This is a genomic window from Desulfuromonas sp. CSMB_57, assembly GCF_020194955.2.
Taxonomy (GTDB): Bacteria; Desulfobacterota; Desulfuromonadia; order Desulfuromonadales; family Syntrophotaleaceae; genus JAFCIY02.
Genome location: NZ_JAFCIY020000006.1, coordinates 56708 through 80077 on the forward strand (window position 1 = coordinate 56708; position 23370 = coordinate 80077).

Sequence of the window (23370 nt, forward strand, 5' to 3'; positions counted from 1 at the left end):
CGGAAATTTCTAGCGAATTTTTCAAAACAATCTAGAAATCGATTTCTAGATTGGCTTTTTCAATATCATCCAGAGGGATTTCCACCTGAATCCCTTTTTTGTCGGTTAACTGCAAGGCGACTTTGTTGTCGCGCAATCCCTGCAGGAGACCGACGAAGGTTTTACGTCCCCGCCCGCTTTCATCCGGATCCAGGAGCACGGTCGTCTTGATCTTGACCTTGCGACCGGCGAAACGATCATAATCCTGCGGCTTGGTCAGGGGTCGATCCAACCCCGGAGAGGACACTTCCAGCCGGTACGGGGCATCGATGGGATCTTCGACCTCCAGAACCACACCCAGGGCGCGACTGACATCCACGCAGTCATCCAGGCTGATGCCGGTAGGCTGATCAATGAACAGACGCAGCAACCAATCGTGCCCTTCCCGCTTGAATTCGAGTTCAACCAGTTCCATGCCCCGTTCTTCGAGAATGGGGATGATGAGAGCGTGGATTCTGTCCTTGACGGTTCCCTGGGTCATGCAGCAATTCCCCTGCCGGTGTTTCTTGAACTGAACTTAGCCCGAAGAAATAAAAAAAGTGAGCTGGAAGCTCACTTCTCTTTCGTGAACAAGTGTATCGCTACCTTCTTAACACGCAAGGGTTAAAAAAGCAAGAAAAACAATTAAACCGGCATCTGTTACCGTAACTGGAGCAGGGTGATGCTTTCGATATGGTGAGTCTGGGGAAACAAATCGTAGGGCCGCGACCAGAGCAGCTCATAGCCGCCGTGAATCAGGGGGGTCAGATCCCGGGCCAGGGTGGCCGGGTCACAGGATATGTACAGAATTCGCCGCGGCGCAAGGCGGAGCAGTTCCTTGATGACTTCGCGGGCCCCCGTTCGAGGCGGATCCAGCAAAACCAGATCGAAGTTTCCTCCGGCGGCCAGTTCCGTTGCCGCCCCGGCAGCCGGTCGGGCGTGGAATTCAATATGCGTCATGCCGACCCTGCCGGCGTTCCGGCGTGCCCAGTCGATGGCCGGGGCGTAATCCTCCACACCGATGACCCTCCCGGCGATTCTGGCCAGGGGCAGAGTGAAATTCCCCATGCCGCAAAAAAGATCCAGCACCCGGCCTGGCGGATCTTCGGCCAAGGCCGTCACGACCTCTTCTACCATGGCGCGATTCTGCTCCAGGTTGATCTGGGCGAAGCCTCCCGGACCGTAGCCAAGCAGCATCGGCGGTTCCCCCACGGCAATGGACAATTCCTCTTCCCCCCAAATCCTGGCAAGACTCGATTTGCGCCCGGACTGAAGAAAAAGAGCGATTCCGGCCCCTCGTGCCAAAGGCGCCAGAAAGTGGTTCAAGCGGTCCCGGTCGGCGCCCAGATAATGCAACACCGCCCGCACCCGGCCAAGGTCATCGACGGCCATATCCACCTGTGGAATCTGGCGCGCCCAGGGCCTTCCCGCGAGCCATCCGGCGATGACGGACTTGGCGGCATTCAGGGCGGGATGCAAGACCGGACATTGCTCCATGGCCACCACGAAATGGCTGCCAGGGCGGTAAAAGCCCATTGCCAGCTCCTGTGCCGTCAGATGGCACTTGATTTGCGCCCGGCTGCGATATCCCCAAGGCTCCGCAGCAGCGGACAAAGGGCGAATACGACTGCGACAAACGGGCAGCTGACGAGTCAGCAGGTCAGCGAAAATCTGTTCTTTCCAATGACATTGTGCCGAGTACTCGAGGTGCTGCCACTGACAGCCGCCACAATTGCCGAAAACCGGACACGGAGCCTCCCGGCGGTGTGGTCCGGGACTATGGATATTCAGCAGCCGACCTTCGGCGTAGTGCTTTTTGCTGCGCAGGAGGCGACAGGCAATACGGTCACCGGGCGCGGTAAAGGGGACGAAAATCACTTTGCCTTGATGGCGTCCGAGGCCCTGTCCACCAAAAGCCAGGGCCTCGATGGTTAATTCCTCAATGATCGGTTCCGTCATTCCCCTGCCCTTTTCGCCGCTCACCCTCCACCCAGTCGATGCGACTCCACAGTCCGCGGAGGATGCGTACTTCGCGATCAGTGAGGCCGGCGCGGCTGAAAATACGCCGATAACTGCGCAAAATATGATCCGGATTCTGCGGATCCAGATAACCGATATCCAACAAAGTACTACGCATGTGGCCGAACATGGCTTCCTGGCTGGCGATGCTTGCGACCTTGCGCTGGCCCGCGGTTTTGCCGCGAGCGGCCCCAAAGGCCCGGGCGGTTTCATAGAGGCAGACCGCAACCGCCTGTGCCAGATTCATGGAAGGGCATTCGTCCATGGTGGGAATGGTGATGAACCGCTGGCACATTTCCAGTTCGGCTGTGGTCAACCCTTTGTCTTCGCGGCCGAAAACCCAGGCGACGCGACCGTGAAACGTGGCTTCGAGAAGAGTCGCGGCGGCATCATCCGGGTGCAGAAAATCCTCCCGATATTTACCGAATCGACGGGTGGTGCCGGCCGCCAGATGACAGTCGGCCAGCGCCTCGCCCAGGCTCGCATACAATCGGGCCCCTTCCAGCAGTGGCGTGGCCTTGACCGCCATGCGCCGGGCATCATCGACCAGGTGATCCGTCGCGGGGTTGACGAGTCGCAGATCGCTCAGGCCGAAATTCATCATGACACGACAGACCGAGCCGATATTCAGCGGACCCTGGGGTTCCACCAGGACCACGGCCATGTTCTCAAGGTTCATGGGCAGTATTCTTTCAATGCTAAAGCCGCGAAAATCAGCCCAGCCGCCCCAGAAGATGCTGAACCAAAATAGCACCCGCCAAAGCCGCCGTTTCAGTGCGCAAAATCCTTGCCCCCAGGGATACCTGGCGAATGCCCGCCCGACCGGCCTGGTCAACCTCCTCGCCGGCAAACCCCCCTTCCGGGCCGACCAGCAAGGCGACGGAAGCGGGGCGTTTCGTAGTCAAAGCCTGGCCCAGGGTCAGATCCGTTGCCCCCTCGAAGAGCATGAAGGCCTGGTCGGCCCCGGCCGCTTCCTGCAAGGCCTCCTCCCAACCAGTGACAGGTGCCAATTCAGGGATGGTGGGTCGTCGACATTGCTTGGCGGCCGCCAGGAGAATATGAGGCCAGCGATGGGACTTTTTCTGGGGACGATCCCGGTCGGCCAGGGTTGCGGAGCGTTGCGTGACCATGGGCACAATGCGATGAACACCGATCTCCGTCAACTTTTCCAGAATCAGCTCAAACCGTTCCTTGCCGGGCAAGGCCTGAAACACCGTGAACTGCATCTCGCCATCCTTAAAATCCGGAAGGGCCTGAAAGGGTTTAACCCGGTTGTCACCCAGAAAGCGGGCCCGGAAACAGCTCCCGTCCGGTGCCGATACCGTCAGGATGGCACCGGGGCGAAGCTGCCAAAACGCCAAGGCCCCGGCGGCTTGCGGCGCCAGGGCCAGTTCCTCTTCGAGAGTCGGGTAATGGGACAAACAAACCAGGCTGTCCGCACCGGCTTTATTGACGCATGGCCACCGCAAAGCCTGCCTCCCGGAACCGGATATAGCGTTGGCGAGCCTGAGTGGCAAGCTCATCATCATAGATTTCGGCAAAATCGATAACCAGGGAGAACTGCCCGACAAAATGAGGCGAACAGGGACGCCCCATGATCAGTACATCGGCACCGTTGGGATTTCGCTCATCGTGGAGAATGAGGACCGGCTCATCCAGGCAGTCCACGGCCCCATTGTCGTAAGCGTGCGGGACAAAGGCCGATTTCTTCCAGACCCACATAAACCGATCCAGAGTGATTCCCTGGTTTTCGTCACCGACCGTGACCACAATTTTATGGCCGGCCTCGAAAAATTCCTCTGCCAACCGGCACAGATGCAGAGCTTTTTCAGGTCGCCGAATTTTGATGAATTCAACCCGGGTCATGCCATCAGCATGCGGCGGCCACCGAATCCCGGACAAAGGCCGCGCCGCGATCCAGTGCTTCGACATTCGCAGGAATAAAGCGTTTGTTGCGTTCGGGCAGAATCAGTTCCAGGCCGGCCTTCAGGCTGGCGAGGCGGACCGCACCGGTTTTCTCGGCATAGGCGCCCAGCATCAGCATGTTGACCAGGCGCGGATTGCCGATTTCATAGGCCATCTCGTTGGCGGGCATGGCGATCAGGCAAAGATCGTCCCGTTGCGACGGCAGATGATCGACCAGTGATGAATTGTACAGACAGATGCCGCCCGGCTTGATCTGCGAAAAATACTTGTCCATGGCAATCTGATTGAGCAACAGCGCCACCCGCGGTCGCCCGATAACCGGTGAGCCGATTTCACTGTCGGCCACAATCACGGTACACATGGCCGATCCACCCCGTTTTTCGGGTCCGTAGGCCGGAAAATAGGAAGCATTGTGCCCTTCCAGAATGGCTCCGCATGCCAGCAAGTTGCCGATTACCAGGATTCCCTGGCCGCCATAGCCGGCCATAAAAACATTATCGCTCATGGGTCCAATCCGTTTCCGTTGCCCGTGCCGACGGCCCCATGGGGTCAGGCCGACACGGTGATGTCTTTGTAAACCCCCAGGGGGAAATAGCCCATCATCTCACCGCTGACGCGGGCGTTGGCTTCCAGGGCCGACATGCCCCAGTTGGTCGGGCAGGCACCAAGCACTTCGACGAAGGCAAAACCCTGTTTCTCAATCTGCATCCCAAAAGCCTTGCGGATGGTTTTGCCCGCTTCAAGGACCCGTTGCGGGGTATCGACGGCCACCCGGGCGGAAAACCCGGTGCCGCCCAGCATGGCGATCAATTCAGCCATGCGAATCGGATAGCCCTCAACCTTCACATCCCGCCCGTAGGGCGAAGTGGTGGTGACCTGACCCGGCAGGGTGGTCGGAGCCATCTGGCCTCCGGTCATGCCATAGGTGGTATTGTTGAGGAAAATCACCGTCATGAGTTCCCCGCGGTTGGCAGCGTGAATAATCTCCGCCGTACCGATGGCGGCCAGATCGCCGTCCCCCTGATAGGTGAACACAACGCTGTCGGGATGGACCCGTTTGACGCCCGTACCCACTGCCGGCGCCCGCCCATGGGGCGCTTCGACCACATCGATGTCAAAGTATTCATAAAGCAGGACGCTGCATCCTACCGAACCGATGCCGATGGTGCGATCCTGCACACCGAAATGATCGATGGCTTCCGCCACCAGTCGGTGCACAATACCATGATGGCATCCGGCGCAGTAATGGGTCGCCGTCGTCTTGAGAACCTTCGGCCGCTCGAATACCGGTTGCACGCTTACAGCCATGATTAATCCTTGTAATGTTTGCGAATCTGTTCAAGAAGCTCTTCCGGCGTCGGCAGCGAACCGGTACCCCCCGGCCGACCGTAAAAACGCACGTCGGCCTGTCGATCCACGGACAGCCGCACATCCTCGACCATCTGCCCGTTGTTCAATTCGATGCAAAGCACCTTGGGAGTCCGGGCAGTCGCCTGGAGGTACACCTCGGAGGGAAACGGGAAGACCGTAACGGGCCGAATCATTCCGACCTTCATGCCTTCTCCGCGGGCCATGTCGATGGCCGTCCGCGCGATGCGCGCCGCACAACCGAAAGCGGTGACCAGCAACTCCGCACCGTCCAGATTATCCGTGGCACACCGGGTCTCGCGTTGTTTGATCAGGTCGTATTTGGCATGCAGATGCCAGTTGTGCGCTTCCAGTTCGCCATCCTTGAGCATCAGGGATTTAACGACATTGGCGTGGTTGCGCCGGCCCTTGCCGCAGACCACCCAGTCTTTCTCCGGAAGATCAGCCGGACGGTGATAGGAGTGGGGAATCAATGCTTCCTTCATCTGGCCGAGCATGGCATCCCCCAGGATCATGACCGGCGTCCGGTAGCGATCGGCCAGATCGAAGGCCAGCATGCCCAGATCATACAATTCCTGGACCGACCAGGGTGCCAGCACGATAAGGCGGTAACCGCCGTGTCCGGCCCCCTTTACAGCCTGAAAATAGTCGGCCTGGGAGGCATCGATACCGCCGAGACCAGGCCCGGGGCGTTGCATGTTGACGATCACCGCCGGGACTTCGGAACCGGCCATGAAGGACATGCCTTCAGCTTTCAGGGAAATACCCGGACCCGAGGACGAGGTCATGACCCGCCCTCCGGCGGCGCCGGCGCCCAGCACCATGTTGATGGCCGCAACTTCGCTTTCCGCCTGAAGAAAAAATCCTCCGACCTTGGGCATCTCCCTGGACATGTATTCCGGGATATCATTCTGGGGGGTAATGGGATAGCCGAAATAATAACGGCAACCGGCCTCGATGGCCCCCATGGCAACCGCTTCATTGCCCTTGACAAACAACCGATTATTCAATGCTTCCTCCGGACCGACAAATATGAACAGCAACCCGGCAAACCAAAGACAGAACGCCGAGACTGTTCTGCCGGGTTGGGTTTACTGAGCCTTTTTCTGACGATAAACGCGGATGGCCACATCCGGGCAGACCCTGGCGCACAGGGCACAGGAGACGCACTTGTCCTGATCCTCGTCGCTGATTTCGACCAATGGATAACCCTGTTTGTTGAGCTTTTTCCCAACGGAAAGCAGTTTCTTCGGACAGGCTTCCGCACACAGACCACAGCCCTTGCAAAACTCTTCGTCGATGACAATTTTCTTCACAATTACACATCCTTGCAGATTGTTCTCGAGTCGATTCAAGTCGCATATTTCTGGCGCATATCTTTGGCAAAATACCAAATCGAAAGGTAATATTCAACCTGAAACTCGGCTGTAGAGTCGCACCGAAGGAACCCGAAGGACTGTCTTGGCAGGGGTGAAGGACTGCGCTGGAAACCAAAAAGTAACGGTTCAGGCAAATCTGTCGGGCTGTTTGGGAAGCATAAACAAGGGTTTAGCCATATTGGCCGAATCCCTTGGGCCGCCTGAGGTATCGAGCCAGGCCTCATAAACCTTTATACGAATTTTTTTTCGTCACACAGCAAAGACAATCAAAGAAGCGGCAGATCATCCCTCGCCAAGGCGCCGCAACCGCATCAGGACCTCCTGGTTCCCGGGATGCAGCAGCAAGGCGTCATGGTAAAGTTCCCGGGCCCGGAAAGTCAGTCCGGATCGCTCGTAAAGGCCGCCGGCCAGGAGGATCAGATCCAGGCTGCCGGGGACTCTTTCCAAGCCGGTTCGAGCCGCGGACAAGGCCTCATCAATCCGCCCCTGCTCGACCAGGAAATAGGTCAGACGCAAAAACGCGTCCGCTTCAGGATGAGGGGTCTGCCGGGCAACATCCACTGCCTGCCGAAAACCCCATTCGGCCCGCAGGGGTTGCTCTTCTTTTAGTCGCCATTCCCCATACTGCAGATAGGCGGCACTGTGCGGAGGCAAGACGGTCCGCAGTTCCCGGTCGGCAAACCCCTCCCGACTCAAGTATTCCAGCCAGAACAGGGTCTGTTCAGGGGCCAGGTGCAGAAGCCCCTTGACCCCCGCCAAAGCCTGTTCGGGCCTCTGGTTGTCCAGCAACCAGAGGACATTGTCCCGCCGCATGTCAAGATTGAGCGGTGAAAAACGCATGCCACTTTCCATGAGCGCGGCCCCATCCTCCATGCGCCCGCGCCCCGCCAGCAACCTTCCCAATCGATACAGCATGGGTCCATTGACCGGATTCAAGCGTAGCCCCGCAACGAACGCCGGCAACGCCCCGTCGTAATCTCCATCCGCAAGCCGGGCTTCTCCCAACAGCAGATGTGGACGATAGTCCAAAGGTGTCCAATACCTGGCTCTGGACAGTCGCGGCGAAAGAAGCGGCGGGGCCACAGGGTCTGTTCGTCTTGACAATCCCGGACTGCCGTTGCGTCCAAGCATCGTAAAACCTTGCCCGCCCAGAAACAAAATCCCCGTAACCAGCAACGAGCCGACCAAGATGCAGCTCACCACTTTCCCCGAGGTGGTAAAAATACGTGCCGGCCGGTCCAATGTGCCCATGGAACCGAAATCAACGGCACTCAACAGCAATCCGGCCAACAAAAACCACCACAAGCCCGCATCCAGAGAGGGGGAACTTGCAAAAAGCAAGGCAATCAGGCCGGCCGCAACCGCTGCCGCCAGCAACAGGGATAAACGATTGTGCCGCCTTCGCCATCCGGCGAAAGATTCTCGCAGCAGAGCAACGGCGAAGCCGCAACAAAAAAGAATGCCGATAACGCCGCCGGCCAACAACCAGGACCAAATCGGATGTTGCGAAGCCGGGGCAGGCCCCCCCACGGCCAGCACGGCATGGGAGTAACGGGGCAGCAGGTACTCCTCGTTGCCCAAGCCGATACCGAACAGAATATGGCTGCGCACCATGGCCAGACGGTCAAAGATCAGCGCCGTCGAAAGACGGTGGGAAGCCTCGGGGGACATCAGGCTCACCCTGAAACACAGCCCGGCAGCCAGCACCGACAAGGCTGCAAACCCAAGGGGCCAAGCCCACCAGGAGCGCGTTTCCCGGCGCGCCAGCAAAAACGCTGCAAAACAGCCGAATACGCCGGACATGAGCAGCAAGCCGAGGGGCGTGGCCAACCGAACCCCGGCCAATAACATGAACAATGCGGCCAAAAACCAACTGAGGTGAAGGTTGAGTTGTGGCCGTTTGAACAAGGAAAGGGTTCTTTGGAAAAAATTCCCGTAGGCCACCCCCGGCCGAAAGCGGATGAACACCGCCAGTGTCAATGGCAAAACCGCCCAAACTCGAAACAAGGGTGCAGGAACCAACGGCCAGAAATGGGAAGGATTGGCTGTCAAGACAGGATCCTTGCCGAACCCGACCAGCAAAAAAAGGGCAAAAATACCGCCACCCCAGCCGATAAGTTTGATGTTCGAAGTCAATTCCTCCCGGTCTCGACCCAAGTCGGCCATCAAGACAAACAGCGCCGTCAAGATAACCAGTCCGAAAAAGCCGTTGAGCGTTACCTCGGGAACCAGCGCCAAGGGCATCCAGGTGCCGGGATTCAAAATCCAGATGCTGTCCCGGTAAAGCTCCCAAGTGCCTGGGGCCAGAAACTTCAAGACAACGGGAGGCAAGGGAACCAGTTGTGCGAGGGTCAGGATCATCCAGCCCATTAGCGCCCAGAACCCTGGCGGCAGAGCCAAAGGTTTTTCTTTTTCAAGCAACCGAGCCATCAGGCCGATCAAAATCAGGCATAAAAGAACGCTCATGGCCAGCGGTTGACCTGGGTGAGGCAGCCACAGGGCCAGCAGGAGAAAAGCGCCCAAAACCACATTGCAAAATTTAGACATGAAAATCCTTCCCGAAAATCACCGCTTCCGGATTTGTCGTCACCAAGGCCCGGGCCGGCCCTTCACCAATAATGCCGGCAGCCAGTTGCTGCCCATGAGATAAAAGGGGTTTACGGAATTCGCTGGAGTGGCCGTCGCTGGCTAAAAAGTGCACCAGCCCCGCTTCCAGCAGATAAATGGCGCAAGCGCGACAAGCCTGGCCAAACTCGCCGGTCAGGCTGCCGGCGGTAACCTGAACCAGGGCTCCGACCTCGACCAGATGCCGAAGCCGATCCGGATTCCGAAGAATGGTGGGATTTCTCTCTGGATGAGTGATGATGGGGCGCAAACCGGCCGCCTGCCATTCAAAAAGAGTCTTTTCCGCCTCTGCAGGCAGATGACTATGGGGAAACTCGAGAAGAATATAAGGGGTGTTGTTGATGGTAAACCGACCAGCCAACTGGGGTGGCAAGGCGGCCACGACATCGCCGCCGGTCAAGACGGTCAGCGGTATGCCGTGCAGCAGCAATTGACCATTCAATTGGGCGACCTGTCGAGCCAGGTCCATGTCGTCAACCCCCTCGTGCTTGACATGAGGAGTGGCAACAATATGACTGACTCCATCGTCGACGGCCATTTGTGCCATGCGCAGCGAGGTCTGCAGATCCGGCGAGCCGTCATCAACGCCGGGAAGAATATGACAATGCAGATCAATCATGTTGCCTCGGGTTGACCGGTCGCCTTCTTATTTTTTTTGTCACCTTCGTAATAGTGATAGTAGCTGTGGTGATAATAGGAGGTTTTCTCAATCTCCAAAGAGTTTATAACGACTCCCAAAAGCCGGGCATTGATATCCCTAAGCATTTTAATGGAACGTTGGGCAATGTCATACGAAGTTTTCCCGGCCAAGGCGACCAATATCACTCCGTCAAACAAACTGCTCAGCAATCGGGCGTCGGAGACGGGCAGCACCGGCGGCGAATCACAGATGATCACATCGAACTCCTGTCCCACGGAGTCGAGCAACATTCCAAGCCGACTTGATATCAGCAACTCGGAAGGATTGGGCGGAATGGGCCCGGCAGGAATAACCGACAGGTTGGGAATATTGGTGTGACACAGGATGTGTCCATCCGTGGCCCCAGCCAGGTAAGTACTGAGGCCTTTACTGTTGTTCACCTTGAAAATCTGGTGAAGCCTCGGTTTGCGCAAGTCGCCATCAACCAACAAGACCCGTTTTTCCGACTGGGCCAGAACCATGGCCAAATTGACGGCGGTGGTCGACTTGCCCTCTCCCGCGCCGGAACTGGTAAACAGAATACGTTTCGGTGGTCGATCGGCAAAAGAGAGAAAGATGGCGGTTCGCAGGCCGCGATAGCTTTCGGCAAACGGTGACAATGGATCGCGCAGCACCGCTTCTTCAGGCCCGTGCTGATGTTTGTGGCGGCGTGACACCACGCCCAGAATAGGCAGACCAAGGGCGGCTTCAGCCTGTTCCGGTTCCTTGATGGTGTTGTCCAGATAATCAAGCAAAAAGGCCAGGCCGACAGCCCCAAAAAGGCCCACCACCATCCCGATAAGCAAATTGGCTTTTTTCCAGGGCTTGGCAGGCACCTTTGGGGGTACCGCCTGCTCCACCAGCCAGAGGCTGACGGGCTGTTTCTCCTCAGTGATACTCTGTTCCTTGAGGCGCAGCATCAGGGCATCGTATAACTGGCGATTGGTATCCACCACCCGCTTCAACGCACCGTACTGAATGAATTTTTCGTTGAGGTTAAAGGCTTCGGACTTCGTTGAAGAGAGCTTTCCGCGTAGGGTGCGCTCGTTGGACAGTGCCAGTTCGTATTCATTGCGAATGGAACGTGTTATGCGGTCGATTTCCTGGCGTTTTTTTCTTTCCAGGACCGAAAGATCGCCTTGCGCTTTAACCATCAACGGATGGCGAGAACCGTATTTGTTGGACAACTCCATGATGTTTTTTTCGGTTTCAACAATCTGGGCCCGGATAGCTTGCAGAGCCGGGTCGGCGGAGACCGCTGCGACAGCCTCGACGTTCTGGTAGTTGCTGCCGGCGCGTCCGACTTTTGCAGAAAGAATTTCCAATTCCTTGCGTCGTGTTTCTGCCCGCAGCAGTTGCAGATTGATCTCCGAAAGCGTCTCCGGCGTGACAGTCAATCGGTCTTCCAAAGTAACAATGTTGTTGGCTCGCATGTAGGCTTGCAGCGCCTGTTCGGATTTTTTCAGCTTTTCGGCTTCGGATTCGGCTTTTTTCGACATCCATTCGAGATTGCGCCGAGTGGCTTCCATTTTCAGTTCGAGGGTCTCTTCGATGTAGGCCCGGGCGGTCGTATTGGCGACCAGAGAAGCCAGTTGCGGGTTGGGAGAAAGATAGACGATGTCCACCAAACGTGTGCCTTCTACCGGTCGCACAGTCATGTGACTGCGGATTTCCTCGATGATGAATTCGCGCCGTTTGTTGTCGTCGGCAGGGGGTGGGTCGCCGCCACTTTCGGCCAATCCAATGGTCTTCTGCCGTAAACTACCCACCCCGTTCTTGAGCAGACGCCAAGAGGCCTGAAGCCAGGATTGGCGCTTCAATGCGGCTTCGTGGTATGCGTCGTAATTTCTTTCCAGATCGAGGAGATTGATCACCCGCCCGACAACCGCCCTACTGCGTATGAGTTGGTATTGGGTCTGGTAGAATTCGGGATCGATGCCGCGACCGGAAGATGAACCACCGAGGCTTTCGCCCTCGACTTTTTCAATCATAACCCTCGCCGCCCCTTCATAATAAGGCGTAGCAGCAAAGGTGCCTACAAGAACCAGTCCAAACACCGACAGAAAAAAGATTGCGGCAACTCTTTGGTATTTCCGCAGGGTATTGCCTATGTCACGCAGATGAATTTCCGATCGGTTCAAGGCCATAAATCATCCTTCTCTCAAGTAGTGAATCCAAGGCTGGCAAGCGGATGACATCGGACTGGGCGCCATGGGGCACCAATAATCGATTAGGCTTGACGGCGCCTCTTACCCGTTGGTTTCAGAAAAAGCTTTCGGGAACCACAATAACGTCTTCGTGAATGACCGGCATATGCAGCGGTACCCGTTGCATGACATTTTCGACACCATCTACTTTTCGGATAATACGCACCCGCTTTTGAGCTGCCAGTTCCGTAAAGCCCCCAGCCATAGTGATGGCCTTGATGACGGAAGTTCCCGGTTCAAGTCGGAAGGACCCCGGCCGTCTCACCTGACCGGTGACATAATAGACGCCCGCCCGAGGTATGAAGACGCTGTCTCCGTCCTGCAGAGCAACATCCGCTGTTCCTTCTCGGCGATCCAGCAAATCCCGGAGATTAACATTGATTTGTTGCTCGGCCTCCTGGGGAGAGCTTCTCTTGCGATTAATGGTGGCCTGAAAGTCGGCATCCGGGGTCAGGCCACCGGCTTTGGAGATCAACTCCATGAGCGAGGTCGAACCACTCAGTTCATGCAGACCGGGTGTCCGCACCTCGCCCATGATGGTCACCCGTTGGCTGCGAAACTCTTCCACGAAAACCGTTACCTGCGGATCCCTGATATACCCGTTGGCAAGTTCGCGCCCAATCTTTTGCGCTGCCTGGGAAACCGTCAGGCCGCCGATGGCCACCTCCCCCACCAAGGGAAAAATGATGGTTCCCTGGCCGCTGACCCGGGCATTGGTGTTCAAATCGGGATTGTCGTATACCAGAACCCGTAACACATCCCCTTCCCCGATACGGTAGTCGATCTCAGCGGCATAAGTTAAAACGGGTACCCAAAAACATACCAGCAACGAAAGAGCAAGGATCCAAGGGACATTTTTCATGGCAGTGGGCCTCCTCATGTCTTGCGCCAGCCCGGTTTACAGCGAAAATACCAAGTTCAGATAGGCGGTATTTCGATCATAATCCAAGGTCGGCAGGTTGGAATCCCGTTGTAAAAACTCATAACCACCGGCCAGCGTCAACCAATCCGTAAAAGCATAGCGTAAATCAAATCCGGCACCGAAAAAATCGTCTTTTCGGGACGTGCCTTTATAATCGTTATCACGATAGGACAGGTTGACAGATGCAAGAAGGTTCGGAAGGATACGCTGGTAATACCGTAGTTGAAGACGATGAGACAGAATATAGTCCGCCGCGGCGATATCCGATTCGTTGTTCCGTCTGCTGAATCGCAATTGAATATGGGTTTTTGGCGTAAAGCGATGGACAAACTGGGCCTCGGCCAAAAAGTTGCTTTCTTCATCCAGTCCGGCCTGATCGAAGTCTTTCAGTCCATAACCGGCCAGCAGGCGCCAACGAGATTTGGCAGTCTGCTGCCACTGAACGCCGGCCAAAAATTGATGTTCCTGACTGTCCGACTGGATATCCTGATCATAATCTACATTTATGAAATTATATTCGACAATAAGACTGGTGCGCGGCATAAAACGATAAAATCCGCGACCGGTGAACCGATGATCATCCCGTTCGCGAAAAGCGTTTTGATCCGAACTGTAACTGAGGGTGTAAAAAGAATACTCAGCTTCAACGGTGGTTTTGGGGGTGATTTCATAGCTGATCAGGGCATTGAACAGATTGGACTTGAATTTCTCCGTTTCGGTACTGTCACCGGTCTGGTAAGGGTCATAATCAATTTCAAACACATTGAACATCTCTACTGAAAGGCCGCCACGGAAATTATAGCTGAGCAATGCCTGAGCTTTATGGTTTTCACGATCCTCTTCATCGAATCGTTTATGCAGCAGCAAATCGGCTTGGTAACCGGCGAAGGCCTGAAAACGGCCGACTCCCTTGTCGCGAAACCTGGTCAATTCAAGGCCACCGGGTGCGGTATTCAGGGTGTTCAGACTGATGGGCTGGAAACGGCTGGCCGGCAAGGCCACCCATACACCAGGAATGATGCGGGTAATGAAATCGCTGCGTTTTCCGGTATCAACATTGAAGACGTTGTCCGTAAAGGTCTCTCCGATGGACAGGTAAGGATGGATATATCCCCTTTTACTGCCGATGACCTCGCCAAGACTGCCCAGCCCCCCCACGGAATCAAAGGGTCCACTGGAAAACAGGGTCGAAGGCACAATCGACGCAGGTTGTTCCACCGCAGCTGCCGGTTCGACCATGGTCGGCGACTCAGCGACAACAGCATCCTCGGCCCAACTCCGTTGTCCCATGGATAACGCCAGCAACAATCCCCCCCAAACCATTGCTCTTTTCATAGCACCCCCAAAAAAGAAATGTGACAGACCGCCAGCGCCATGAGGTTCACGGAACGAGCGGTAATCCCCAGGGTCGTAACCATGATTGCCATTTGAAAACAACGCCCCTACGGCCCCGGAGAAACACGGCGAAATTCACTTATATTTCTACCAGAAGAGCGAGTCGTGTCAATGCGTTGCCAAGGATGCCAAAACGAGAGTTGCACGATGACTTCGATAGTTCTCAGACAGGGCGTTTGCGATTGGCAATCCCCATTCTTGCCAAGGTTGCCTCAGCCAGTTCTGTATGGTTTGTCCCTGCCTTTTCGGTTTCGCCGGTTTCCCGGTATTCCGGAACCAGTTCCTTGAGGACAGTGAGCACTTTCTCTGCATCCAGATTGCGAGTGCCGACCAACAGGGCTTCTGTTTCCCGTCGCAGAAATTCTTCAGTAACGGTAGTCGCCTGGAGCACCCGGATTTTTTCATGCCGGGTGGCTTTGACACCCTCACCAGCTATCAACAACTCTTCGTACAATTTCTCACCGGGGCGCAAACCGGTAAAGACAATGTCAATATCTTCATAGGGACGCAGACCCGAAAGCCGAACCATTTCCTCCGCCAACCAGACGATTTTAACCGGATCTCCCATGTCCAGGAGAAAGATTTCTCCCCCCTCGCCCATGGAGCCGGCCTGCAGGACCAGTTGTACCGCTTCGGGGATGGTCATGAAAAAACGGGTCATCTCGGGGTGAGTCACGGTTACCGGACCGCCTTTGTGGATCTGATCCCGGAAGGTCGGAATAACGCTGCCATGGCTGCCAAGTACATTGCCGAAACGGACCGTTACCGCTTTGGTACGGCCGCTTCGAGGCAGATTTTGCACATAGATTTCTGCCGCTCGCTTGGTTGCTCCCATGATGTTCGTGGGATTGACGGCCTTATCCGTGGAGATCAATACAAAATGCTCTGCCCCGATAGCCACGGTGGCATCGACGATATTGCGGGTGCCGAAAATGTTGTTTTTAACCACCTCAACTGGGTTGACCTGGGACATGGGAACATGCTTGTAAGCGGCGGCATGAAAAACAACCTGGGGCTTGTGCTCCCAGAATACCTGGGCTACGCGATCTTTGTCCCGAACATCGCAAAGGCTGGGGACAATGTGGCGTTCCGGATAGCTTTCCCGCAATTCGTTTTCCAGGTGAAACAAAGGAGTTTCGGCATTTTCCACCAGGACCACCCGGGCCGGATGGAACCGACAAACCTGCCGGCAGATTTCCCGGCCGATACTGCCGGCTGCGCCCGTAACCAGAATTCTCTTGCCGGCCAGGTACTGCTGAATCTCAGGCAGGTCAAGTCGAATCGGCACTCTGCCCAACAAGTCTTCAAGTTGTACCTGGCGGCAATGTTCCAGAGCGACCCGGCCGTTGATGATGTCACCCGCCGCCGGAAAAATTTTGGAGACGATGCGGTTCTTTTGGCAGAAACCAACGATTTCACGCAATTCTTTGGGATTCACGGAGGTTTGCGCGATGATCACCAAGTCGATCCCCCGTTGTTGGCATACCCTCTCCAAGTCTTCAAAAGTACCGAGGACGGGTATCCCGTGAATCACTTTGCCGACCCGCTTCGCATCGCTATCCAAATAACCCAGAATGGACTTGTCCATTTTAGGATTTTCACGCATTTCCCTGACAATGGATTGAGCAACCGCCCCGGAGCCAATGATTAGAGCGGTTTTGGGGCGCGAATTATACCCTTTGGACCGCAAAGCAATCTGCTCCCGGATGATTCGCGTAAGTACCCGAAGGCCGATCATCATCGAAAAGCACAGAATAAAGTCCAGAATGATAACCGATCTGGGTAAACCCGGTTTAAAGGGAAAGAACACTTCATACATAACAAAGAGACCGGATGCAATAAGGTTTGCTTTGAGAATCTGCACCAGATCTGGCATAGAGACATAACGCCACCAACCCTCGGAGAGGCCCATGGCCCAGAAAACGGTTAATTTGATGGCAATCAAATAGGGAATCAACTGAAGAACGGCATTCCAGTAATCCGCCGGAACAGCCAAGTCGAACCGAAGTCCGAAGGCACTGATTAAAGAAAGAACAATTACCAATACGTGAACAACAAGTATCCAGAACTTCCTGAACTTCAGGGTCAAATCATAGATATTGATATTCATCGCTTTACCATCCACCATTTTCCATGAAAACAAAAAAGTTTCTTGACTACCCTTCTAAGAAAATATCATGGCCGCTTCTCTTGTCAAACGGCAGGTTGAATAATTTTCCTCGACAAGCTCATTAAATACTGCTTACCGTGTCACCGCTCATCCATCGCCCAAAACCTCACTCAAATTCTGAAAAATCAGACACATCTCTTTTTCTCCCAAGGTGGGATGGACCAGGAACATCAAACTCGTTTCCCCTAGCCTCCGCGCGACCGGCAAAGGCTTCGCGGGAGCCCAACCGGCAGCAATGAACGCCTGCTCGCGGTAAAGTTCCGGGCAACTACCTGAAAAGCACGGCACGCCGCGATTCCTCAATTGTTCCAGAATACGGTCTCGGTCCCACCCGGGAGGCAAGTGTTCCGGACGCAGGAAGGCATAATACTTATAATAGCTGTGGAAATAGTCCGCTCCAGGGTTGGGAGTTCGCAGGACGGACAGGGACGCAAGCATTTTTGTCAACAATTCAGAATTGGCGCGTCGCCTGGTCACCCATCCATCCAGTTTTTGCAACGCCCGGCGACCGAGAACGGCCTGCATCTCAGTCATCCGCCAGTTGGTGCCGAAGGAGTCGTGTAACCAGCGGAAGGCAATCCCGCTGCGTGGCGGCCAACTTTTTGTCAGGTTGCGTCCATGGTCTTTGAAAGACCAGGCCCGCTGCCAAATCTGTTCATCATCGGTGCAGACCATGCCCCCTTCTCCGCCCGTGGTCATGATTTTATCCTGGCAGAAGGAAAAGGCGGATACGTCGCCCAAGCTGCCGACGGGTCGTCCTTTGTAGCAGGCGCCATGGGCTTGGGCGCAGTCCTCGATGACTTTGAGCTTATGCTGCCGTGCCAGCGCCAGGATCGGGTCCATGTCGCAGGGCCAGCCGGCAAGATGGACCACGATAATGGCCCGGGTGCGGCTCGAAATCAGGGGTGCTATGGTTTCTGCGGTAATATTCTGACTTTCGGGGTCCACATCGGCGAGAACCGGCACGGCGCCTCGCATCACAATCGCACTGGCCGACGCAATAAAGGTACGGCAACTAGTGATGACCTCATCGCCGGGCCTGATGTCCAGCGCTTGCAATGCCAGTTCCAGGGCCACGGTTCCGTTGGCCACAGCAATTGCATGACGCACGCCGACCTTGCCGGCAAACTCGGTTTCGAACTCACGCCCCTCCGGACCGGTCCAATAATTGACCTTTCCCGAAGCCAGAACTCTGTTCACAGCTTCCATGTCCCCCTCATCGAAAACCGGCCAAGGGGCAAACTGTTCGAGAACCGGTCTATTCTGCTGCTCCATGGGGATTGGGGAATTCACTTTCATTGCTTCTCCTGGGGTGGGCTTCCGCTAATTTCCATTGCCCCTCCAACTTGACTGCGGCGCGTTCCTGATCCAGGTCCGGCTCAACCAAGTAGGAGTTGGGAGCAACCCCCTGCCGCTGAAAAACCAGGCAGAGCGTACGCAGAATAATTTTCAGGTCCAGCCAAAGGCTGCGATTTTCGACATACCAGACGTCCAGAGCCAATCGTTCATTCCATGGCAGAAAGTTTCGGCCATGAATCTGCGCCCATCCCGTCAACCCGGGACGAACGGCATGCCGCATCCGTTCCCTATCGTTGTAATAAGGCAGATACCGGGCATACAGCGGACGCGGCCCTACCAAACTCATATCGCCTCTGATTACATTGAGCAATTCGGGCAACTCATCCAAACTGGTCGTTCTCAAAAGTGTACCAAATCTGGTTAAACGTTCTCCGTCGGGCAACAAATTTCCTGCCGCATCCCTGGCATCCAGCATGGTCCGGAACTTGAGAACCGTAAACGGCTGTTCATTCATTCCGACCCTTGTCTGGCGAAAAAATACCGGTGAACCAAGCAGCCACCGGCACAAAAAAACCAATAATATCAAGGCCGGCGATAGCATCACTATCCCGGCCACGGCAGCTGTGACATCGAACACCCTCTTGGCGTCAACCATGGAATTCAACCCTGTCCTGTCAAACGATAAAATTTATCCGGCCAGAAGAATTTCAAGGGCGCAGCTGTCCCCGGCAAAAACCAGTACCGGCTTGGGATGTGGGCCACCCGGAATCCCCACTTTTCCTTGTACCTGTCCAGATGAGGCTTCTCCCTGGCATGCATTCCATCGACCACCTGCACCACTTCTGGATTGTTCCTTCCGAGATGCTTCATCATGGCAAACTGCAGTCCCGTACACGCTTGGGCCAGTCGGCCGGATTCATTCATGATGATACTATCAAGGTAGGCTGTAGATTCAATGATAAAAGTGATCATGTATGCGGATAGTTTTCCATCAATGAACCCTCCTAGAACACAAAAAAAATTGTTGTCGAAATATCTTTTGATATATTTATTGTATAAATTACGGCTCATCAATAGACCATAACGTGTACGATTATAATTGGCACGAAACAAATCCACCCCCTCCTTCAACAAGAATTCAGGATTATCAATATGAACTATTTCCATCAATTTTAAACATTTCCTTATATCCCAACGACGCGTTTTGCATAATCGATGCGCACCGAAGCCTTTCATTTCATCAAACAGATGTAGAGGTAAACTTCCGTTAGCCAAATGCGCATTATTCTCTTCAACGGTGGCGCGATAACCCCAGCAGCACCTACATGGCTTACCAACCTCATCGCCATGGAGTCTGGCCATCCAGTGGACCGGTTCGTAAAAGCCGTGGTTCTTCTTCCAAAATCGCTCGCGAAACTCCTTGATTTTCCAGCCATGGCGATCTAACCAGGCGGCGTATTCCTCTTCGCTTGCAGGAAAAACCTGAAAATTCGGGATGACATAATCGTGCTCCCAGTCATATTCAATCTGGGAAGCTGTTGACTCCCCACTTAAGGGACCCCGGACCTTGGAGGACAGCGGTGATTTGGATGAGAGGACTTCTTCGGTCATTTTCTTGCCTCGTGGTCTTGGCCAACCACTCATTTAATAAGGAGCGGCGGCAAGGAGGTTAAAAAATCATGGCCGATAGGCTTGGCCCCAAACATGGAGTTTGACTGCCCTCCCTGACACCCCCAGCGTGAGCTCCCAGGGTTTTCCGGGTAAACAGGCATTAAATGCGAATATTTCTTCACATGTTCTTTGAATTGTATCATTTTCTGGGGGATTGCAAGCCATTGGTGCCATTTAGTCGACAATTCAGAAAAACCGGTACCATCTAAACATGATTCAGCACATGTGAAACATTAAAAAGGTTCGTTTAGTCTTTATAAGTCAAACAACAAACATGCTGGTTTTTCAATAAAAAAAGGGAACACATTAAACTTGCCCCCCAGCAACTCGGCAGTGATTTAATTTGAATTTTTATGGTTGGTAAATTCGAACTATCCTTGCCAAATACGCTCAAATTCAAAAAATTTCAAGACCTTTGTCCTAAACTCATGATTTTTCCATTGCAGTTTCAAAAAAAAGATATCTACGTACAATGCAATGCGGCAATTCCTTATAACCAATCATGCGATGCATCCATAAAGCAGGAATGTTTTTGGTGACATAGCAACCGTAGGCCTTGTGGAAACCTTGGTCACGTAGAATCTCTAGAACCCGTCCGTGAAAAGCGGTGGAAAGGCCACTTCCACGCTGCCCAACATCGACCTGCATGTCGAACAAATAGGCCTCATTATCGCCAAGGTTCAAGCCAAACCATTTCACGTGCGGATGCACAAAAGGAAGAAGACTTATCTTGGGTGTCACGTACCACAGATCGCCGACCACGCGCTTGCCCTCCACCATGACAAAAGTGCGGTACCCGCGTTTGAAATAATACCGTGCCCGCTCGCGCCGACTTCTCAAAGTGTATTTCAAATCCATAAAATGGTATTCCTGTTCACCTAAATCTAGAATATCCAGATTGGCCAAGGATGATTTTTTTAAAGCAGGTAAAGAATGGAGGTCTCTCTCTGCTGGCACCATTTCCTCTTGTTTATACAGGGAAATTTTCAACGCCGAAAAAAAACCAAATTGATGCCAATGTTCAAGAAATTGGTAATATTTGGTCATCATAAGTTCGCGCATTGCCATCGTCCTTTAGGGGATAAATGTTGTTGGCATTTTGCCCGACAATCCTTGCAAACATATCTTCATACTTGGAAAAAATTTTTTCAATGACTGAAAAGATTCTAACGGCCGATTTCCATGAATATTCATAAAACGCATCCGAACCAAATATGATCCTCCTTGAATCAACCGTTTTCAAAATTACCTCAATCGAACTCAAAGACAGAGAGGATGTATCAATAAAAAGATGTTCATGTTTATTTAAAAGCTTTACCAGAATGGGTATTGCCGCGCTTTGGACCTCCTCAAAACTCAACCCATAAACACCTGCGTGGGCGATCACAACAGGCCAGTCGGTCCGACCAAAATCGATCTTTGCCAAATTTTGCAATACTCCATTGTTGCGGTAAGCAGCACATTTCATTCTCGGGCTTGGGCCGCCATGGATAATGACCGGAAGGTTATTTTTTTTTGATGAATCCAGCAGCGCATTGACTCTATCCAGCCCTGCCGTTGAGGACAGATCGTGACCGGACAGGTTGGGATGCACTTTCAAGACCTCGATTCCATAAATTCCCCGATTTCGCCGCACATCTTCTTCGACCTCTTCAGCCGCCAGGGTATTGGGCAGGGAATACCCAAGGATAAATCGAGGATCGCCTCCAAAAATTCTGGCCATTTCCGCAAGCCGCGTTTCAGCCGTCCTACCGGGTTGCGCCACGGGCAAAAGAACCAAGCGCTTTATCCCGGCGATCATCGCCTGATCCATGCAGGTTCGAGGCCCGGAATGAACATACAGGCAACGCAGAGCCAGCAGCATCATTCTTTCAGCCCGCTCCTCTGAAGCATCCGACGAAAAGCCGATACCTTCGTTACATTCGAAAGATCCTATACGGGGGGGAACATATTTAACGTTGCCGGTGCTGAAGACACCTTCCGTCTGGGAATTAGGTTCATACCGACCTTGGTCGTACATCACCTCATATGGATGAACATGCCCATCGGTCAACGTGACCGATTTTGAAATGTTCAATATTGTTGAAAGATACCGCCTGACGGATGCGTCATCCATCCACATGGCTGTTCTCCATGGCCATATTGCGCAATGCGGCGCGATCGACTTTTCCGCGGCCGCACCGAGGGATTTCCGCAATCCTCAGCAATCGTCGCGGAACCATGTAGCCAGGAATGCGTTCGCGTAATTTGGACAACGCTTGGCCGAGATCCAAGGTCTTGGTCTCTTCAATAAATCCTACCAACTCAGGCAACCCACCACGATTAACAGCAACGACCACCGCATCCCGGACACCGTCAATACCAAGCAGGGCCTGCTCGATTTCTCCCAACTCGACGCGATACCCCATGATTTTGACCTGATTGTCGCCTCTGCCGACGAACACGTAATGGCCGTCATCTCGCTGGAAAGCGAGATCTCCGGTTCGATACCAGGTTTGAAGCGGTGCCCCATTGATTTCGGCCCTGAAGAATAAATCTGCTGTACGGTCCGCTTCGTTGAGGTACCCCCTGCTGAGTCCCGGTCCTGCTAGACACAACTCGCCGATTTCCCCGAAGGGGACAGGTATTTGATCCTGGTCAAGCAGAACCGCCTGCATGCCCTTGCAGGGCAAACCGATGGGTATGCGATCGCCAGGGTTATCCGGAGGTTCCTGAACCGGGTAGCAAAAAGAGATGCCCGTCGCTTCGGTAGGACCATAGACATTGAAGAAGCTCTTGCTGGGAAAAACCTCCATCCATCGGGTCAATGTCCGAGCCGGCAGGGCATCGCCGCCAAAAAGAACCCGATCCAAGTCGGGTATGCGGTCCGCATTGAGCACCCCGGCCCGCTCAAGATAGAAGAGTAAGGATGAAATCCCCTTCCAGATGGTAACCTTTTGATCTTCCATGTAGCCGAGAAGCTTTTCCGGAAACATGGTATGTCCCTCATTGGCCAGACAAAGGGTTCCGCCTGCCTTTATCGGGCACCAAAGGTCAAAAGTCGACATATCAAAATGAAAGGGAGCCGTGCCGAGAATTCGATCTACGCTGCGAATACCGAAATATTCCACCGCCCAATCGATATAGTTGCGGATATTCCGATGAGAGATCATCACCCCTTTGGGTTTTCCAGTTGACCCGGAAGTATATAGAATATAAGCCAGGTCATCGGGTACATTGCGATAAGTAGGGATAATTTCAGGATGGGAACCCATCTCATCCTGAAATTGACGAATGCCGTTAACGGTGAAAGAAATATCTCCGTCGGTATCGATTTGAATAACAGGCATGTGTAACGGCAAGGCGGACTTTAAAGAGTTTGCCGAGGGTCCATCGCTCAATACGACAGCCGGAGAACAATCGTCAACAATTTGGGACCATCTTTCCGGGGGGGACTTCGGGTCAACGGGTACGTATACCGCATCGGCTTTAAGCACCCCGAGAATGGCAGGAATAAAATCAGCCGTGCGCCGCATGAACAAAAGAACCCGGTCCTGGCGACCCACTCCCCATTGCCGGAGAAGCGCGGCCAACCGGTTGGAAAAATGCGTTAATTGGCCGTAGGTATGGGATTTACGACCATCCGTACAAGCCACCTTGTCTTCAGAAGCCAAGGATTCATCCAGATATTGCTGTACCAATTGGTCGGCCAT

General features: G+C 54.1%; 21 protein-coding genes and 1 pseudogene. All 22 read right to left on the bottom strand.

Features of this window, described 5'->3' with window-relative positions:
* Positions 1-31 precede the first annotated feature (31 nt).
* Positions 32-520: a ribosome maturation factor RimP gene (gene rimP / locus JQN68_RS02240; RefSeq protein ID WP_225071421.1), complete on the bottom strand. Its 489-nt coding sequence runs from the start codon at positions 518-520 to the stop codon at positions 32-34.
* Positions 521-678: 158 nt separating this feature from the next.
* On the bottom strand, positions 679-1554 hold the full coding sequence (locus JQN68_RS02245) for a class I SAM-dependent RNA methyltransferase (RefSeq protein ID WP_249620986.1): 876 nt from the start codon (positions 1552-1554) through the stop codon (positions 679-681).
* A gap of 312 nt (positions 1555-1866) precedes the next feature.
* A pseudogene (locus JQN68_RS14835) lies at positions 1867-1977 on the bottom strand (TRAM domain-containing protein); the annotation flags it as partial.
* Complete coding sequence (locus tag JQN68_RS02255; protein ID WP_225071419.1) at positions 1958-2716, bottom strand: RNA methyltransferase; 759 nt, start codon at positions 2714-2716, stop codon at positions 1958-1960. The gene JQN68_RS02255 and the pseudogene JQN68_RS14835, both read right to left, overlap by 20 nt.
* Before the next feature lie 34 nt (positions 2717-2750).
* On the bottom strand, positions 2751-3506 hold the full coding sequence (locus tag JQN68_RS02260) for an RsmE family RNA methyltransferase (protein ID WP_225071418.1): 756 nt from the start codon (positions 3504-3506) through the stop codon (positions 2751-2753).
* On the bottom strand, positions 3484-3903 hold the full coding sequence (locus tag JQN68_RS02265) for a DNA polymerase III subunit chi (protein ID WP_225071417.1): 420 nt from the start codon (positions 3901-3903) through the stop codon (positions 3484-3486). Before JQN68_RS02265 ends, JQN68_RS02260 begins: the two co-directional genes overlap by 23 nt.
* A gap of 4 nt (positions 3904-3907) precedes the next feature.
* Positions 3908-4468 (bottom strand): 2-oxoacid:ferredoxin oxidoreductase subunit gamma family protein, encoded by a 561-nt coding sequence (locus JQN68_RS02270; protein ID WP_225071416.1) that lies wholly within the window; start codon positions 4466-4468, stop codon positions 3908-3910.
* A 44-nt stretch (positions 4469-4512) separates the two neighbouring features.
* Positions 4513-5259 (bottom strand): thiamine pyrophosphate-dependent enzyme, encoded by a 747-nt coding sequence (locus tag JQN68_RS02275; protein WP_225071470.1) that lies wholly within the window; start codon positions 5257-5259, stop codon positions 4513-4515.
* A gap of 14 nt (positions 5260-5273) precedes the next feature.
* Positions 5274-6341, bottom strand: coding sequence for a 3-methyl-2-oxobutanoate dehydrogenase subunit VorB (locus JQN68_RS02280; RefSeq protein WP_225071415.1), 1068 nt, complete (start codon positions 6339-6341; stop codon positions 5274-5276).
* 81 nt (positions 6342-6422) lie between these two features.
* Complete coding sequence (locus JQN68_RS02285) at positions 6423-6647, bottom strand: 4Fe-4S binding protein (protein ID WP_225071414.1); 225 nt, start codon at positions 6645-6647, stop codon at positions 6423-6425.
* Positions 6648-6992: 345 nt separating this feature from the next.
* Positions 6993-9257, bottom strand: coding sequence for a tetratricopeptide repeat protein (locus JQN68_RS02290; RefSeq protein WP_225071413.1), 2265 nt, complete (start codon positions 9255-9257; stop codon positions 6993-6995).
* Positions 9250-9954 (bottom strand): tyrosine-protein phosphatase, encoded by a 705-nt coding sequence (locus JQN68_RS02295; RefSeq protein WP_225071412.1) that lies wholly within the window; start codon positions 9952-9954, stop codon positions 9250-9252. The genes JQN68_RS02290 and JQN68_RS02295 overlap by 8 nt, the downstream gene beginning before the upstream one ends.
* Positions 9951-12161, bottom strand: coding sequence for a GumC family protein (locus JQN68_RS14565; protein WP_283775344.1), 2211 nt, complete (start codon positions 12159-12161; stop codon positions 9951-9953). Before JQN68_RS14565 ends, JQN68_RS02295 begins: the two co-directional genes overlap by 4 nt.
* 115 nt (positions 12162-12276) lie before the next feature.
* Complete coding sequence (locus JQN68_RS02310) at positions 12277-13083, bottom strand: SLBB domain-containing protein (protein ID WP_249620988.1); 807 nt, start codon at positions 13081-13083, stop codon at positions 12277-12279.
* A 36-nt stretch (positions 13084-13119) separates the two neighbouring features.
* On the bottom strand, positions 13120-14478 hold the full coding sequence (locus JQN68_RS02315) for an outer membrane beta-barrel protein (protein WP_249620989.1): 1359 nt from the start codon (positions 14476-14478) through the stop codon (positions 13120-13122).
* A 223-nt stretch (positions 14479-14701) separates the two neighbouring features.
* The gene (locus tag JQN68_RS02320; RefSeq protein ID WP_249620990.1) at positions 14702-16648 is read right to left on the bottom strand and encodes a polysaccharide biosynthesis protein; all 1947 of its coding nucleotides are present in this window, start codon (positions 16646-16648) and stop codon (positions 14702-14704) included.
* Between the two features lie 147 nt (positions 16649-16795).
* Positions 16796-18007, bottom strand: a complete 1212-nt coding sequence (locus JQN68_RS02325; protein ID WP_349632291.1) for a DegT/DnrJ/EryC1/StrS family aminotransferase — start codon at positions 18005-18007, stop codon at positions 16796-16798.
* Complete coding sequence (locus JQN68_RS02330) at positions 17967-18662, bottom strand: sugar transferase (protein ID WP_249620991.1); 696 nt, start codon at positions 18660-18662, stop codon at positions 17967-17969. Before JQN68_RS02330 ends, JQN68_RS02325 begins: the two co-directional genes overlap by 41 nt.
* Before the next feature lie 5 nt (positions 18663-18667).
* Positions 18668-19618 (bottom strand): hypothetical protein, encoded by a 951-nt coding sequence (locus tag JQN68_RS02335; protein WP_225071405.1) that lies wholly within the window; start codon positions 19616-19618, stop codon positions 18668-18670.
* 486 nt (positions 19619-20104) lie between these two features.
* Positions 20105-20740 (bottom strand): GNAT family N-acetyltransferase, encoded by a 636-nt coding sequence (locus JQN68_RS02340; RefSeq protein WP_225071404.1) that lies wholly within the window; start codon positions 20738-20740, stop codon positions 20105-20107.
* Entirely contained in the window at positions 20700-21800 is a 1101-nt protein-coding gene (locus JQN68_RS02345; protein WP_225071403.1) for an amidohydrolase family protein, read from the bottom strand. Before JQN68_RS02345 ends, JQN68_RS02340 begins: the two co-directional genes overlap by 41 nt.
* Positions 21787-23370 (bottom strand): amino acid adenylation domain-containing protein, encoded by a 1584-nt coding sequence (locus JQN68_RS02350; protein WP_225071402.1) that lies wholly within the window; start codon positions 23368-23370, stop codon positions 21787-21789. Before JQN68_RS02350 ends, JQN68_RS02345 begins: the two co-directional genes overlap by 14 nt.

Excerpts from the sequence above, each read along its gene's own strand:
- JQN68_RS02295 (WP_225071412.1), bottom strand. The coding sequence starts at position 9,954 with ATGATTGATCTGCATTGTCATATTCTTCCCGGCGTTGATGACGGCTCG.
- JQN68_RS02245 (WP_249620986.1), bottom strand. The coding sequence starts at position 1,554 with ATGGGCTTTTACCGCCCTGGCAGCCATTTCGTGGTGGCCATGGAGCAA.
- JQN68_RS02290 (WP_225071413.1), bottom strand. The coding sequence starts at position 9,257 with ATGTCTAAATTTTGCAATGTGGTTTTGGGCGCTTTTCTCCTGCTGGCC.
- JQN68_RS02265 (WP_225071417.1), bottom strand. The coding sequence starts at position 3,903 with ATGACCCGGGTTGAATTCATCAAAATTCGGCGACCTGAAAAAGCTCTG.
- JQN68_RS14565 (WP_283775344.1), bottom strand. The coding sequence starts at position 12,161 with ATGGCCTTGAACCGATCGGAAATTCATCTGCGTGACATAGGCAATACC.
- JQN68_RS02330 (WP_249620991.1), bottom strand. The coding sequence starts at position 18,662 with ATGGTTGACGCCAAGAGGGTGTTCGATGTCACAGCTGCCGTGGCCGGG.
- JQN68_RS02345 (WP_225071403.1), bottom strand. The coding sequence starts at position 21,800 with ATGTGGATGGATGACGCATCCGTCAGGCGGTATCTTTCAACAATATTG.
- JQN68_RS02325 (WP_349632291.1), bottom strand. The coding sequence starts at position 18,007 with ATGAAAGTGAATTCCCCAATCCCCATGGAGCAGCAGAATAGACCGGTT.
- JQN68_RS02255 (WP_225071419.1), bottom strand. The coding sequence starts at position 2,716 with ATGAACCTTGAGAACATGGCCGTGGTCCTGGTGGAACCCCAGGGTCCG.
- rimP (WP_225071421.1), bottom strand. The coding sequence starts at position 520 with ATGACCCAGGGAACCGTCAAGGACAGAATCCACGCTCTCATCATCCCC.
- JQN68_RS02315 (WP_249620989.1), bottom strand. The coding sequence starts at position 14,478 with ATGAAAAGAGCAATGGTTTGGGGGGGATTGTTGCTGGCGTTATCCATG.
- JQN68_RS02270 (WP_225071416.1), bottom strand. The coding sequence starts at position 4,468 with ATGAGCGATAATGTTTTTATGGCCGGCTATGGCGGCCAGGGAATCCTG.
- JQN68_RS02340 (WP_225071404.1), bottom strand. The coding sequence starts at position 20,740 with ATGCGCGAACTTATGATGACCAAATATTACCAATTTCTTGAACATTGG.
- JQN68_RS02320 (WP_249620990.1), bottom strand. The coding sequence starts at position 16,648 with ATGAATATCAATATCTATGATTTGACCCTGAAGTTCAGGAAGTTCTGG.
- JQN68_RS02350 (WP_225071402.1), bottom strand. The coding sequence starts at position 23,370 with ATGGCCGACCAATTGGTACAGCAATATCTGGATGAATCCTTGGCTTCT.
- JQN68_RS02335 (WP_225071405.1), bottom strand. The coding sequence starts at position 19,618 with ATGACCGAAGAAGTCCTCTCATCCAAATCACCGCTGTCCTCCAAGGTC.
- JQN68_RS02310 (WP_249620988.1), bottom strand. The coding sequence starts at position 13,083 with ATGAAAAATGTCCCTTGGATCCTTGCTCTTTCGTTGCTGGTATGTTTT.